This is a genomic window from Pseudomonas sivasensis (genome assembly GCF_013778505.1).
In the GTDB taxonomy this organism is placed as follows: Bacteria; Pseudomonadota; Gammaproteobacteria; order Pseudomonadales; family Pseudomonadaceae; genus Aquipseudomonas; species Aquipseudomonas sivasensis.
Map to the genome: position 1 here is coordinate 23,103 of NZ_JAAOWU010000014.1, position 14,366 is coordinate 37,468.

Annotated in this window: 14 protein-coding genes; 3 read left to right on the top strand and 11 right to left on the bottom strand. The window is 58.8% G+C overall.

All coding sequences use genetic code 11. The features are described from left to right. Window positions 1–62: 62 nt before the first annotated feature. The 5 genes from G9Q84_RS20880 to G9Q84_RS20900 all read right to left on the bottom strand — a co-directional run bounded on the left by G9Q84_RS20880 (window position 63) and on the right by G9Q84_RS20900 (window position 4,448). Window positions 63–1,292 (bottom strand): nucleoside recognition domain-containing protein, encoded by a 1,230-nt coding sequence (locus tag G9Q84_RS20880; RefSeq protein WP_048721443.1) that lies wholly within the window; start codon window positions 1,290–1,292, stop codon window positions 63–65. Between the two features lie 97 nt (window positions 1,293–1,389). Beyond that, window positions 1,390–2,721, bottom strand: a complete 1,332-nt coding sequence (gltP, locus tag G9Q84_RS20885) for a glutamate/aspartate:proton symporter GltP (protein WP_032885038.1) — start codon at window positions 2,719–2,721, stop codon at window positions 1,390–1,392. 712 nt (window positions 2,722–3,433) lie between these two features. Further along, window positions 3,434–3,901, bottom strand: a complete 468-nt coding sequence (locus tag G9Q84_RS20890) for an inhibitor of vertebrate lysozyme family protein (protein WP_032885040.1) — start codon at window positions 3,899–3,901, stop codon at window positions 3,434–3,436. Window positions 3,902–3,903: 2 nt separating this feature from the next. After that, the gene (locus tag G9Q84_RS20895; RefSeq protein ID WP_003170804.1) at window positions 3,904–4,068 is read right to left on the bottom strand and encodes a DUF1328 domain-containing protein; all 165 of its coding nucleotides are present in this window, start codon (window positions 4,066–4,068) and stop codon (window positions 3,904–3,906) included. Window positions 4,069–4,148: 80 nt separating this feature from the next. Continuing rightward, the gene (locus tag G9Q84_RS20900) at window positions 4,149–4,448 is read right to left on the bottom strand and encodes a hypothetical protein (RefSeq protein WP_032885189.1); all 300 of its coding nucleotides are present in this window, start codon (window positions 4,446–4,448) and stop codon (window positions 4,149–4,151) included. 377 nt (window positions 4,449–4,825) lie between these two features. On the opposite strand from G9Q84_RS20900, the gene algB reads away from it, so the two are divergent. After that, entirely contained in the window at window positions 4,826–6,172 is a 1,347-nt protein-coding gene (gene algB / locus G9Q84_RS20905; RefSeq protein WP_032885041.1) for a sigma-54-dependent response regulator transcription factor AlgB, read from the top strand. Window positions 6,173–6,182: 10 nt separating this feature from the next. Beyond that, window positions 6,183–7,970 carry an ATP-binding protein gene (locus G9Q84_RS20910; RefSeq protein ID WP_032885043.1) on the top strand — a complete coding sequence of 596 codons (1,788 nt, stop codon included), beginning with the start codon at window positions 6,183–6,185 and terminating at the stop codon, window positions 7,968–7,970. A gap of 3 nt (window positions 7,971–7,973) precedes the next feature. On the opposite strand, the gene G9Q84_RS20915 is transcribed toward G9Q84_RS20910, so the two are convergent. The 6 genes from G9Q84_RS20915 to G9Q84_RS29425 all read right to left on the bottom strand — a co-directional run bounded on the left by G9Q84_RS20915 (window position 7,974) and on the right by G9Q84_RS29425 (window position 13,440). Continuing rightward, entirely contained in the window at window positions 7,974–8,750 is a 777-nt protein-coding gene (locus G9Q84_RS20915; RefSeq protein WP_181644027.1) for an N-acetylmuramoyl-L-alanine amidase, read from the bottom strand. A gap of 88 nt (window positions 8,751–8,838) precedes the next feature. Then, window positions 8,839–10,878: a diguanylate cyclase gene (locus G9Q84_RS20920; RefSeq protein ID WP_181644028.1), complete on the bottom strand. Its 2,040-nt coding sequence runs from the start codon at window positions 10,876–10,878 to the stop codon at window positions 8,839–8,841. Further along, window positions 10,875–11,756, bottom strand: coding sequence for an endonuclease/exonuclease/phosphatase family protein (locus G9Q84_RS20925; protein WP_032885046.1), 882 nt, complete (start codon window positions 11,754–11,756; stop codon window positions 10,875–10,877). The genes G9Q84_RS20920 and G9Q84_RS20925 overlap by 4 nt, the downstream gene beginning before the upstream one ends. A 10-nt stretch (window positions 11,757–11,766) precedes the next feature. Beyond that, window positions 11,767–12,402, bottom strand: coding sequence for a thiol:disulfide interchange protein DsbA (dsbA, locus tag G9Q84_RS20930; RefSeq protein WP_032885047.1), 636 nt, complete (start codon window positions 12,400–12,402; stop codon window positions 11,767–11,769). Between the two features lie 168 nt (window positions 12,403–12,570). After that, entirely contained in the window at window positions 12,571–13,197 is a 627-nt protein-coding gene (locus G9Q84_RS20935; protein WP_032885048.1) for a c-type cytochrome, read from the bottom strand. Between the two features lie 33 nt (window positions 13,198–13,230). Next, window positions 13,231–13,440, bottom strand: a complete 210-nt coding sequence (locus G9Q84_RS29425) for a cytochrome (protein WP_233896924.1) — start codon at window positions 13,438–13,440, stop codon at window positions 13,231–13,233. Between the two features lie 204 nt (window positions 13,441–13,644). Here G9Q84_RS29425 and yihA point away from each other — a divergent pair, with 204 nt between their 5' ends. Further along, window positions 13,645–14,286, top strand: a complete 642-nt coding sequence (gene yihA / locus G9Q84_RS20940; RefSeq protein WP_032885049.1) for a ribosome biogenesis GTP-binding protein YihA/YsxC — start codon at window positions 13,645–13,647, stop codon at window positions 14,284–14,286. The last annotated feature ends 80 nt before the right edge of the window (window positions 14,287–14,366 follow it).

A 14,366-nucleotide genomic window follows, 5' to 3' on the forward strand; every position in this document is an offset into this window, starting at 1 on the left:
TTTTGAATGTGTTCACAGATCAACATGTAGGAGGGGGCTTGCTCCCGATAGCGATCCGAGCCTCAGCCAAAGAACCAGTAGCACACCGCAATCGCCGCCACGACACCCGCAAACTCAGCCAGCAACGCACAGCCCACGGCATGCCGCGCCCGCTGAATGCCCACCGAGCCGAAGTACACCGCCAACACATAAAATGTGGTTTCCGTACTGCCCTGGATCGTCGCCGCCACCAGAGCCGGGAAGCTGTCCACACCTTGAGTCTGCATGGTCTCGATCAACATCGCCCGCGCAGCGCTGCCGGAGAATGGTTTGACCATTGCAGTCGGCAAGGCATCGACAAAGCGCGTGTCCATGCCGGTCCAAGCGACCAGATGGCGAATCCCCTCAAGGCCAAAGTCCAAGGCCCCGGAGGCGCGCAAAACACCCACGGCACAGAGCATCGCAACCAAGTAAGGCAACAGGTTCTTGGCCACGTCGAAGCCTTCTTTGGCCCCTTCGACAAACGCCTCGTACACCTTCACCTTGCGCAACGCGCCGATCACCAGGAATAGCATGATCAATCCAAACAACGTGAGGTTGCCGAGGATCGACGACAAACCGGCCAGCGCCGTGGCAGATAGCGTGGCCAATAACGCCATAAATCCGCCCAGCACCAACGCACCCGGAATCAGGTAAGCCAGCACCACCGGATCCCACAGTCGCAGACGCTGCATCACCGCCACCGACAGCAGGCCCACCAGAGTAGAAGCGCTGGTGGCCAACAGGATCGGCAGGAACACCAACGTCGGGTCGGCGGCGCCTTGCTGGGCGCGGTACATGAAGATGGTCACTGGCAGCAGTGTCAGAGACGAGGCGTTGAGCACCAAGAACAGAATCTGCGCGTTACTCGCCGTGTTGGGGATGGGGTTAAGTTCCTGCAACGCCTTCATGGCCTTTAGGCCGATTGGAGTGGCCGCGTTATCCAGGCCCAGGCCGTTAGCGGCGAAGTTGAGGGTGATCAGACCGATGGCAGGGTGGCCGGCCGGCACTTCCGGCATCAGCCGGCGAAACAGCGGGCCAAGGGCCTTGGCCAGCCAATCGACGATCCCGGCTTTCTCGGCGATACGCAGAAAGCCCAGCCACAGGGTCAGGGTGCCGAACAGCAGCACCATCACTTCCACCGACAATTTGGCCATGGCGAAAATGCTTTCCACCATCGCCGCAAAAATCCCGGCGTTACCCCCCACCAGCCATTGCGCCAGTGCTGACACCATCGCCACGACAAAGAAGCCAAGCCACAGGCCATTGAGCATCAGTTAAATCCCCCGAAAGATGGGGCGAATGATAGCGGGGCTGGCAGAAACGACAAACCCCGGATTTACCGGGGTTTGTCTTGGAGCCGTCGGACTATCAGCCGCGAGTGGCTTGGGCAGTCGGCAGGGCTTGCTTGGTGCGCCAGTGCGGCAGCGAATTCCAGTAGCGCTCGCCTTTGGCGTCGTCGTACATGCCTTCCCAACGGGAGATGACCAATACCGCCAGGGCATTACCGATCACGTTGAGGGCGGTACGCGCCATGTCCATGATGCGGTCCACACCGGCGATGAACGCCAGGCCTTCCAGCGGGATCCCGACGCTGCCCAAGGTGGCCAGCAGCACCACGAAGGACACGCCCGGCACGCCGGCGATGCCTTTGGAGGTGACCATCAGAGTCAGCACCAGCATCAGTTGCTGACCGATCGACAGGTCAATGCCATACAGCTGGGCGATAAAGATTGCCGCGATGCTCTGGTACAAGGTCGAACCGTCGAGGTTGAACGAGTAACCGGTCGGCACCACGAAGCTGCAGATAGCCTTTGGCGCGCCATAAGCTTCCATCTTCTCGATCACGCGCGGCAGCACGGTTTCGGAACTGGCGGTGGAGTAAGCCAGTACCAGCTCATCTTTGAAGATGCGGATCAGCTTGAGGATCGAGAAGCCGAACAGGCGGGCGATCAGGCCCAATACTGCAAAAGCGAAGAACAGGATGGCGACGTAAACCAGGATCACCAGCTTGGCCAGCGGCAGCAAGGAGGCAAAGCCAAAGTTAGCGACAGTCACTGCGATCAGTGCGAATACGCCGATCGGGGCGTACTTCATGATCATGTGGGTGACTTTGAACATGCTCTCGGACACGCCTTGGAACATGGTCACAAGCGGCTCACGCAGCTCAGGCTTGAGGCTCGACAGACCCAGGCCGAACAGCACTGAGAAGAAAATGATCGGCAGCATCTCGCCACGGGCAACAGCGGCGAAGATGTTCGACGGGATCAGGTTGAGGATGGTCTCGATAAACGCATGCTCATGCTGCACCTCGGCGGCGGTCGCCTGGTACTTGGAGATATCCACCGTACCGAGGGTACTCATGTCGATGCCCGCGCCCGGATGGAACAGGTTGGCCAGCAACAGGCCGACCACAATGGCGATGGTGGTGACGACTTCGAAGTAAAGGATGGTTTTGACGCCGATACGACCGAGCTTTTTCGCGTCACCGACACCGGCAATGCCGACGATCAACGAGGAAATCACAATCGGGATCACGATCATCTTGATCAGGCGGATAAAGATATCGCCCGCTGGCTGCAGCACGTTGCTGATCCACCAGGCCTTTTCAGCACTGAAATGGTTGAGCACTGCGCCGATTGCGATCCCCAGCACCAAACCGATGAGGATCTGCCAGGCGAGGCTTAGCTTTGCCTTCTTCATGTCATTACCCTTACTTCAAGTGAACTTAAGGCAAATGCGCCAGCTGGACCGCTCGAAAGCGAAAAAGTGTGTGCATCTGCCTCCATGAAAGGTCACCGCAGCGTGGCCGAAATGGCTTACTGGCAGGCGAAAAAAGGCGCAACTATTCCGATGCAAGGGAGCGACGTCTAATGCCGTAAACGCCTACCCTATGCCGAATCGGCATGACTTTTTTTCATAATAACTGTCCGAACGGTCAGTTCATATGCGACATATTGTCAGGTGAATATGCCGTGAACCGGCCAATTCAGGCTCGCGCAGAGATTCTGCACGTGTTTGGTGCGTTGGCAGAAATGCCTGGGAATCACGCGGCATTGCGTCAGAAATGTCCTATAGCGTCGACAAAACTTTCTCGATAGATGGTCGTCCCGACACACCAAGTAATGGTTGGGAACAAGCAAAAAGAAAATTCGCAGCTATGGGCGGCATAAAAGGCAGGGATGAAAGTCATAAGCCCGCCGCAAGTTCAGCAAGCAGGGGGCTTGTGAACTTGCGTCGCAGCTTTTCGCCTGACCCGGCCCTTGCGCAGGCACTCCCTGTACCCGTAGGTCACGCCGATCCCATTTGATCAGAGCAACCCAGCCCCTTGGTCATGCACCGCTCTTGGCGAGCGGTGCAAACAGAAAGAAGCAAGGGTGCTTCTTTCTATGGACGCTGGCCCCGTAGCCGGGACCTAGTACCAATTCGGATCTTTCTTCAGCTGCTCCATCAGCAGCTTCTGCATGCCTTCATCCGGCTTACCGATAAAACGGTAATCGGCATGGCGTGTTGGGGATTTATCTGCCGGCAAACCGGCGGGCACTTCCACCAACATGGCGTAGGCATCTTCCTTGTCGAAGCTGAAGGCGACGATCAGGCGCTTGTTCTTGCACGTGTCTGCAGTTTCGCAAAGCGGCCCGACCAAGTACTTGTCACCATCTTCTTCCACGGCGTTCATCTGCTCGGCTGTGCCTGACAGGTTCATCACCCATTCCGGCAAGCGCTCTTCTTTTTTCACCACGTCTTGCCAAGTCTCGCGGTACTGCGGGTCCGCGGTCAGCAATTGGTTGGCCCGGGATTGGCCGTCATTGGCGGCCATCGCCAGGCCGCTGCCGCCCAAGAGCAGGGCGACAGCCATGGTTTTAAAGCACAGAGTGGTCATATTCAGCCTCGGCCGCGACGACCAAAGAAGAACGAAGCAATGAACATCACCAGGAAGACTACGAACAGGATCTTAGCGATCCCAGTGGCGGTGCCCGCGATACCACCAAAGCCCAGAACTGCAGCCACAATGGCGATGATCAGAAATGTGATTGCCCAACTCAACATGGTGATTCTCCTTACGCTTCGATAGAGGTAACAGCGGTAGTGCCGTACGGCCGCCCTACACAAGCGGCCGCTTTTATTGCCTAAAACACCCAACGTTCTTGGGTTGGCAGCTCGCCCAGGGTGGAATCCTGCTCGGCCACTCTCAATTGCGGTGCAGTTACATCAGCAGAAGCAGCACCGACGGTACGGCTGCCAATGGAACTGAAATGTGTCTGCGTCATCGCCGGACGTTCGAAATGCGGGGTTTGCTGCTGACTCTGCTGCCAATGTTGCATCTGCTGGCCTGCTATCAGCGTGACCATTACGGCCAAGCTGGCAAACATGCCTTGCTGTAAGCGCAGTGGCGATACACACAATTGGCTGAGGATTTGGCGAGTCATGCTGATGTTCTCCCGCATTTTGATTATTCGTTGAGAGAGGTATTGCAGCGTGCATGCCAGCTTTTTTACAAAATAAAACCCAATAAAATCAGTAGCTTATGCATTAAAGACACAATGGCAGTGCAGCATCCTGCACGATCGCCCTTTATAGGCCGTGCGAAATGCACGACGGTCAGTGGTCGGATCAAAGGATCGAAAGCGATGGAGTAGTTGCCGAAGTGGCAAGAAGGCATGAAAACGCCATCAGGCGGGGCTCTGTAGGAAAAGATGCAGATACCTGCACGGCAATGCCTTTTATCAATCAGAATAAACCATGCAACTTGCCCGATTATTCCGGGACTAAACACCATCATTTATAGTTAAGGAGCGCGGGACAGATGGAATCAGCCAAGGAACTTCAAGGCCGCATTCTTTTAGTGGATGACGAGTCCGCGATCCTCCGCACCTTCCGTTATTGCCTGGAAGATGAAGGCTACACCGTCGCCACCGCCAACAGCGCCGCCCAGGCCGATGCCCTGATGCAACGCCAGGTATTCGACCTGTGCTTCCTGGACCTGCGCCTGGGCGAAGACAACGGTCTAGATGTGCTGGCACACATGCGTATCCAGGCACCGTGGATGCGCGTGGTGATTGTCACCGCTCACTCCGCCGTCGATACCGCCGTGGACGCGATCCAGGCCGGTGCCGCCGATTACTTGGTCAAGCCTTGCAGCCCCGATCAACTGCGCCTCGCTACAGCCAAGCAATTGGAAGTGCGCCAACTGTCCGCGCGCTTGGAGGCTTTAGAAGGTGCAGTGCGCCAGCCCAAAGACGGCCTCGATTCTCATAGCCCGTCAATGATGGTGGTGCTGGAAACCGCGCGCCAGGTGGCGGGGACCGACGCCAACATCTTGATCCTTGGCGAGTCAGGCACCGGTAAAGGCGAACTGGCCCGCGCTATTCACGGCTGGAGCAAGCGCGCGAAGAAATCCTGCGTGACCATCAATTGCCCGTCGCTGACCGCTGAGCTGATGGAAAGCGAGCTATTCGGTCATAGCCGTGGCGCCTTCACCGGCGCCAGTGAGAGCACGCTGGGCCGCGTCAATCAGGCAGACGGTGGCACGCTGTTTCTTGATGAAATCGGCGATTTTCCCCTCACGTTGCAGCCAAAGTTACTGCGCTTTATCCAGGACAAGGAATACGAGCGCGTGGGCGACCCGGTCACCCGCCGGGCCGACGTGCGTATCCTCGCCGCCACCAACTTGAACCTAGAAGACATGGTGCGCGACGGACGTTTCCGTGAAGACTTGCTGTACCGCCTCAACGTCATCACCCTGCACTTGCCGCCGCTGCGCGAGCGCAGTGAAGACATCCTGACGCTGGCAGACCGTTTCCTGGCGCGCTTCGTCAAGGAATACGCCCGGCCGGCGCGGGGTTTCAGTGATCAAGCACGTGAAGCGCTGCTCAACTATCGCTGGCCCGGCAACATCCGTGAGCTGCGTAACGTCGTGGAGCGGGCGAGCATCATCTGCCCGCAGGAAAAGGTAGAAATCGTCCACCTAGGCATGGCCGAACAACCGACCAACAATGCACCGCGTATCGGGGCGGCGTTGAGTCTGGACGAGCTGGAGAAAGCCCATATCGGTGCTGTTCTGGCCACCAGCGACACCTTGGACCAGGCGGCACGCACCCTCGGCATCGACGCGTCGACCCTGTATCGCAAACGCAAACAGTACAACCTGTGAGCTGCACCCTATGAAGTTAGCGATGAAACTGCGCACTCGTTTATTCCTGAGCATTTCAGCGCTGATAACCGTCGCTCTGCTGGGGTTGATCCTGGGCTTAGTCAGCGTGATGCAGATGGCTAAGACTCAGGAATCGCTGATCCGCAGCAACTTTGTCACCCTGGACCTGGGCCTCAAACTGCGCCAGATCCTTGGCGACCAGTTGATCATGATGCTGGAGCAGCGCCCTGACCCCGAGGCGCTGCAAGCCTCCAAAAAACGTTACTTCGACTTGCTGGAACAGGGTATCGCCCACGAACAGCGCGATGGCCATGGCAACGGTTTCAGCCAGGCACGCCTCCAATACCAAGACTTGCTTGAAGCCTTCGACCAATCCCAGCAAGCGTCGCCGCCGCCGGGAAGCAAGGAAAAACTCACCGAAACCTTCAATGTGCTGCGCAACGGGCTGATTACCGAACATAAGCAGGCCCTGGATAACATCAGCGCCAGCGAGCATAAATCCCGTGAGCGGGCGTTGCTGATCGCTGGTTTGCTGGGGTTGGTGGGGCTCGCGGTGCTGATCATCGGATTTGTCACCGCCCATGGCATCGCCCGGCGATTCGGCGGGCCAATTGAGGCGCTGGCCAAAGCGGCGGACAAGATCGGCCAAGGTGATTTCGAGGTGACGCTGCCGATTTCTTCAGCAGCGGAAATGAACCTGTTAACCCGCCGTTTTGGCCTGATGGCCGAGGCGGTTCGCCAGCATCAAGCGACCAACGTTGACGAACTGCTTGCCGGCCAGCAGCGCCTGCAAGCGGTGTTAGACAGCATCGACGATGGCTTGCTGATGATTGACCGCCAAGGCCGCCTGGAACATCTCAACCCCGTCGCGCAGCGCCAGTTGGGCTGGGACGAGGAACGCCTCGGCCAAGGCCTGGGCGAAGCGTTGATGCGTCCCGAACTGGATGAACAGCTGCAAATGGTGCTGCGCGGCGGCAACCTGGAACGGGCGCCGGATGATCTGGAAGTGGAAGTCGAGGGCGAACTGCGCCTGCTCACCTACAGCCTCACACCTGTCAGCCATACCGAGGGGCATATTCTCGGGGCGGTCATGGTGCTGCACGACGTGACCGAACAGCGCGCCTTTGAACGGGTACGCAGCGAGTTCGTCCTGCGGGCATCCCACGAATTGCGCACGCCGGTGACTGGCATGCACATGGCGTTCGGCCTGTTCCGCGAACGTGCGAAATTCCCGGCGGACTCCCGCGAAGCGGACCTCCTGGATACGGTCAATGAAGAGATGCAGCGCCTGATGCAGTTGATCAACGACTTGCTCAATTTTTCGCGCTACCAGAACGGCCTGCAGAAACTCACCCTGGGCCCGTGCGACGTGACCGACCTGCTTGAAAACGCTCGTGCGCGCTTTGTGGAGCCGGCCAATGCGCAGAACATAGAGTTGCTGGTAGAGGTTCAATCCGACCTGCCACGCCTGTATGCCGACCAAGCGCAATTGGAGCGTGTGCTCGACAACCTTTTGGGCAACGCCCTGCGTCACACCGCCGACGGCGGGCAGATTCACCTGCAGGCTCGACGCCATGGCGAGCGGGTAATCATCAGTGTCGAGGACAATGGCGAAGGTATCGCCTATGGCCAACAAGGGCGCATCTTCGAACCCTTCGTCCAGGTGGGCCGCAAGAAAGGCGGCGCCGGCCTTGGGCTGGCGCTGTGCAAAGAGATTGTGCAACTGCACGGCGGTCGCATGGGGGTGTATTCGCGGCCGGGGCAGGGCACTCAGTTCTACATGGCGTTACCGCTTTAACCTTTAGCGCCGGTTGAGGGCACGCAAAATAGCGGCACTTTCGGCGTCCGGCTCCCCAGCAAACAGGGAAGGCCGGAAACGCATCTGGAACGCCGCGATCACATGACGCGTTGCGACATCCAACACACCGGTCTGGGGTGTCGGGTAACCAAGAAGCGCCAATTCTTCCTGGAACCAGGTGATGCTCGGCAGTTCAGCAGCATATTGCACCTGAAAGCGCGAGACCGCCTGAGCATCCGGCCATACACCCAGACCTTCATCGGCCAGGCGCTTCCAAGGAAACAACGGCCCAGGGTCCAGCTTGCGCAGCGGCGCTATATCGCTGTGACCAATGATGTTCTTGGGGTCGATGCCATTGCGCTTGCTGATGTCCTTGAGCAGCACTACCAGCGATTTTACCTGGGCCTCGGAATACGGGTACCACAGGCGACCTGTGGGCGTGTCCTTATAGCCGGGGTTCACAATTTCGATCCCGATGGAGCTGGAGTTGAGCCAGGTACGCCCCATCCACTCGCTTTCGCCCGCGTGCCAGGCGCGTTGGCTTTCATCCACCAACTTGTAGATGGTGGCAGAGGCGTCGTCGCCGATCAGGTAATGCGCACTGACCTCGCCGTGGGTCAGCAGGGCCAGTGATTGTTCAAGATTGGTGGAGGTGTAGTGGACAACCACGAACTGCACGCGATTGTCGTGGTTCGCCGAGGGGTGGCTGGTGTTCAGGCGGGGACCGCTGGCGCAGCCGGCGAGCAGAAGAAGCACAAAGGTGAAGTACAAGAATTTCATGGCGGAAGACAGCACGCTGAAGACGATAATGCAACAGTGTAACGTACGGTCCGTGGCCAAGCGGTCAAGTTACAAAATAGAACAACTTTTATGCCGCTTGCACTTGGTTACGACCTGCCGCTTTAGCCCGGTACAGCGCCTCATCCGCTCGTTTGAGCGCCAGGTCACTGCGTTCTCCCGGTTGGAATTGCGCCACCCCCATGGATACCGTAATCGTCACCGGCTCGCCCTTGAAGTGGAACGGGCAGGCCTCGATCGCCGCACGCAGCACTTCACCCACGCCCAAGGCATCCGACAGGGATGAATCAGGCATCAGCAGCACAAACTCTTCACCGCCAAACCGCGCGATGAAATCGTTGGAGCGCAGGCGCTTGCGCAGCACGTTGGCGATAATCTTCAGCACCTTGTCACCGGCCAGGTGGCCGTAGCCATCGTTGATGCGCTTGAAGTGGTCCAGGTCCAGCATCGCCAGCGACAAATTATTGCCGTGCTGGTGCCAAGCATTGACCTCATGGTCGAGGCGCTCGCTCCAGGCGGCGCGGTTGGGCAAGTCGGTGAGCGGATCGATCAGCGCCTTCTGGCGCTGCACCTCGAGGTGCTCGCGATAGCCCTGGGCCTCCTGCTCCATATTGGCAACCCGCTCGGCCAGCCCTTTCAAGCGCGCCGCCACTTCCTGCTCGCGTTGGTCACGCTGCTGCTGGTGCTCGTCCATGGTGCCCAGCAAGCCCTCAAGATGGCTTTCCAGCACCTGCTTGAGGCTGTCCAAGTCCGCGGCGTCCTGCACACTGCTTTGCAGGCCGTCGACCTGCTCGCGAATCTGCGTGTCCAGCTCCCGGGCTGCGGAGCGGCTGTCGGCATGGCCGTCGCTGGCCACTTGCAGGTGGCCCTGGAAGGCCTCAAGACGCTCGTTAAGCTGTTTCAGGTAGGCCTCGAACTCGTGCTGGCCGCTGTCGGTGATCGCCAGCATCAGCACCGCCAAGTCATCAAGGATCGGCAGCAGTTCGTACCAGTTCAGACCGTGGGCCAGGCGCTCGCGCATGGCTTCGGCCTGTGGCCGATGGCGCTCGGGCAGTGACAGCTCTTCCAGCAGGCCGAGCAGGGTGTCTTCAATATGCTTGGCCACGGAGCTGTAGGACGGCTCGGGTGAGTCAGGCAGGGAATAGGGGCCGTCAGATTGCAGCTCGTTGGGGTCAGGCTCATCGACCTCCAACACAGGCGGGAGCGAGAGACTACCGATCACCGTCTCATCCGGCGTCTCGACCGCTACCGGCGGGGTCTCGATTAAGGCCGCGAGGGCGCTTTCGGCCGCTGGCTCTTCCTCCTGAGGCTGTGGCGCCTTAGGCGCTGGAGCTTCGGCGACAGGCGCAACCTCTGCCACCCTCTGCGCAGGCGCCTCGTACACAAACGCTTCGCTGACGGCCTTGGCGGGTTCAGGTTGTGCAGCAACCGGCTCCTGAGTCTGCGGCGCAAAGGCCCGCAGGGCTTGCGTCAGTTCATCGTTTTGCTCAGGTTCCTGAGGCTCGGCGGCGGCGTGGGTCACAACGGGGGACGGCGCTGGGCTGGCAACGGGCTCAGTGGCTACCGTTTCGCTCGCGGCGTCCTTGGCACCAAACAGACGCTGCAACAAACCTGGCCCAGGACGCGGAGTTTCACCCTCCGGCTCCAGGTTATTCAGCGCCTGCCCTTGCAGGCTGCTCAGCTCGCTGAGCAACAAAGGAATCTCTCGAGCCTGGCTGACGCGGCCATCCAACTGCTTGGCAAAGGTTTTCAGCGGACGGGCTACCTCACGGGGCAGCGGCAACTTTTGCAACTGCGTGACCAGAGACGTCAATGCGGTGCTCATCTGGTCAATGCGGGTTTCGCGGCGCTGCTCAGAATCGAGCACGGCTTTTTCCAGGCGCGGCAGCAAGGCCGCGAGGGCGGCGTCCATGTCGTCGGTGCGCACAACGTCGCGCATTTCCTTCATGCATTGATCAACGGCACGGTCGGTACCTTCCGCCGCCAGCGTGCTACGCACCAGCCCGCGGCGCAGCAGATCAAGGCGTGCAGCCCAACGGCGTTCGAGCTTTTCTTGTTGCTCGATACTTAGCAGGTATTTTTCTTTCCAGCGCTGGGCGTCGTCGCTCATGCAAGGGGTCCGCGAGGGCCAGGGCTCAACGCGGGTAATGCATCTGCCGTGAGCGAGCCCGGCAGACGAATCTCTACCGCGACCGGCAGGTGATCGGAAATGGGCTGTGCCAGCACCTGCACACTTTCCAGTGTGAGGCTCGGGCTGAGCAGGATATGGTCAAGACAGCGTTGCGGTCGCCAGCTCGGAAACGTGGCTTCGACTTGCGGCGCCAATAGCCCTAGGTCGCGCAACGGGGAATTCTGCAGCAGGTCGTTGGCATGGGTGTTCATATCCCCCATCAGCACCTGATGCTTGTATTTGCCAATCAAATCGCGCACGTAAGCCAACTGAAGGTTGCGCGTACGCCCCCCGAGCGCCAAGTGCATCATTACCACCACCAAGGCTTCAGGCCCTTCGCCAAAACGCACGAGGATCGCCCCACGCCCCTTTGGACCCGGCAATGGATGGTCTTCGATGGCGGTCGGCTTCAAGCGGCTGAGCACACCATTGCTGTGCTGCGCCAGGCGCCCGAGGTTGCGATTGAGTTGCTGATACCAGTAGGGGAAAGCCCCAAGATGGGCTAGATGCTCGACCTGATTGATGTAGCCCGAGCGAATGCTGCCACCATCGGCTTCCTGCAAGGCGACCAGGTCGAAGTCACTCAACAGGTCGCCGATCTTCTGCAGGTTACCGGCCCGCCCGTTGTGGGGCAGCAAATGCTGCCAACCACGGGTGATGTAGTGACGGTACTTCTCGGTGCTGTTACCCACCTGGATATTGAAACTGAGCAGACGCAGACGATTGTCCGCCGGCAAGCCTGTCGATTCCAGGTGATGCTCATTGACCTGCGGGTCATGCAGGCCAACGACACGTTCGGTGGTGCCCCAGCGGCGCATGGGAAGCCCCTTACTTGGCTGCGCGCTCTTTGGCGATCAGCTGATCTGCAACGTTGAGGGTATTTTCAGGACCACCAGTAGTGCCCAGGTCGAAACGGTATTTGCCGTTGACGATCATGGTCGGTACGCCTTGTACGCCGTACTTCTGCGCCAGTTCCTTGGCCTGCTTGATCTGGCCTTGGATGGCGAACGAGTTGAAGGTGGCCAGGAACTTGTCTTTGTCGACGCCTTGGGTCGCGACGAAGTCAGCCATTTCTTCTGGCTTGGTCAGGCGCTTGCCTTCTTTCTGGATCGCGTTGAATACCGCGTTGTGGACCTTGTGCTCCACGCCCATGGCTTCCAGGGTCAGGAACAGCTGGCCGTGGGCATCCCATGGACCGCCGAACATGGCCGGGATGCGCTTGAAGTTCACGTCTTTAGGCAGCTTCTCGACCCAAGGGTTGATGACCGGCTCAAACGCGTAGCAATGCGGGCAGCCGTACCAGAACAGCTCCACCACTTCGACCTTGCCCGGCACAGAAACAGGCACTGGATTGGCCAATTCCACGTAGGTTTTACCGGCTTCAAGCGGCACGTCGGCAGCCTGTGCGGTCATGCCGAAAAGGCTGACAGTGACGAGAGCGGCGCTGAGGATCAGATTACGCATGCTTTACTCCTGGACAAATAAAGTCGCCTCACGCGACCTTTAGGTGTGACAGGTCTACGCGGGCATGAGTTCGTTAGTGTAACGGCACCGGCCACAAAAAAGGGCGGCCTGGGCCACCCTTTTTATGCTTGCATCGCGGGATTAATCGAGCGTTAACGTTGCAGGCGCTTAGTGCAGGCCCTGGATGTAACTGGAGAGGGCTGCGATGTCTTCATCGCTCAGCTTGCGGGCGATGGTACGCATGATCGCCGCATCGCCATCGTTAGCTCGACCACCTTCTTCCTTGCGGAAATCCGTCAGCTGCTTGGCGATGTATTGAGCGTGCTGACCACTCAAGTGAGGAAAGGCCGCTGCCGCAATACCTGCGCCGTTCGGTGAATGGCAGCCGGTGCAGGCCGGCAGGCCTTTATCCAGATTGCCACCGCGAAATAGCTTCTTGCCGCGTGCCACCAATTTAGGATCAGCAGCTCCCACGCTGCCCTTCTGGCTGGCAAAATACGCCGCGATGTCTGCCAGGTCCTGATCGCTGGAGTTAGCCAGTAGGCCGGTCATTTCCAGCACAGTGCGCTTGCCGCTCTTGATATCCTGCATCTGCTTGGTCAGGTAACGCTCACCCTGGCCAGCGAGTTTGGGGAAGTTCGGCGCCGGGCTGTTGCCATCCGGTCCGTGGCAGGCACCACACACAGCGGCTTTCGCTTGACCGGCAGTGGCATCACCTTTAAGGGGGCCCTCTGCAGCGACGGCAGCGCCAGTGATGCCCAAGGTCAACAGCAGACTCACGATCAATTTGTTCATCAGCTAATCCAACTACGGCTAAGGGTTTAAGAGTTATCTACCGGGTTTACTCACCATCAACTCAATGACGGCATGGTAATCCTCAGTACTGCAGTCCATGCACAAACCACGCGGCGGCATTGCCTTGAAACCCTCGGTCACGTGTCGCACTGTCGTGGCCACGCAAACTCGGTTGTACAGCGCTTCCGGTTCCTGTGTAGCCTGAGCGCCGTAAAGCGGGATCAGGGCACCAAAAGCGAGCAACCATCAGGTCATACATCGACCTTTTCAGGGTTTGAGAGCGTTTTGCGTTCTAATGCGCAATAAAGGTCTTTCGCTCCCGTGTACCTCATCCTTCGCTGGGACAAAGCACACACAAAATCTGCGGCATTATATACTGGCGCTACTGAAACGGAAACGACACCGCTTGCCGCACCCTTTCTCGGCACCGCCCACATCGGAAATCTCATGCAACTCAAGAATCCCATCCTAGGCCTGTGCCAACAGTCCACCTTTATGCTCAGCGCCGCCAAAGTAGACCAATGCCCTGATGACGAGGGCTTTGAAGTCGCCTTTGCCGGCCGTTCCAACGCCGGTAAGTCCAGCGCGCTGAACACCCTGACCCACGCCAGCCTCGCGCGCACCTCGAAAACACCGGGCCGCACGCAACTGCTCAATTTCTTCAAGCTAGACGATGATCGGCGTCTGGTCGACCTTCCGGGCTATGGTTATGCAAAAGTACCTATCCCGCTGAAGCTGCACTGGCAGCGTCACCTGGAGGCTTACCTGGGTGGCCGGGAGAGTTTGAAGGGTTTGATTCTGATGATGGACATCCGTCATCCAATGACTGACTTCGACCTGCTGATGCTCGACTGGGCCGTCGCCAGCGGCATGCCCATGCATATCCTACTGACCAAAGCCGACAAGCTGACCTACGGCGCCGCCAAGAACACTCTGCTCAAAGTGCAGGCCGAAATCCGCAAAGGTTGGGGTGACACAATCACCATCCAGCTGTTCTCGGCGCCTAAGCGCATGGGCCTGGAAGAGGCCTACACCGTACTGGCCGGCTGGATGGAATTAGCAGACAAGGGCGCGGAAATCGCCGAGTAACTTTTCTGCGGGCAAAAAAAACCCCGGACTTCGTATGGGGAGGGGAAGTTCGGGGTTCAAGTTCTGGACCGCTAGGGCGG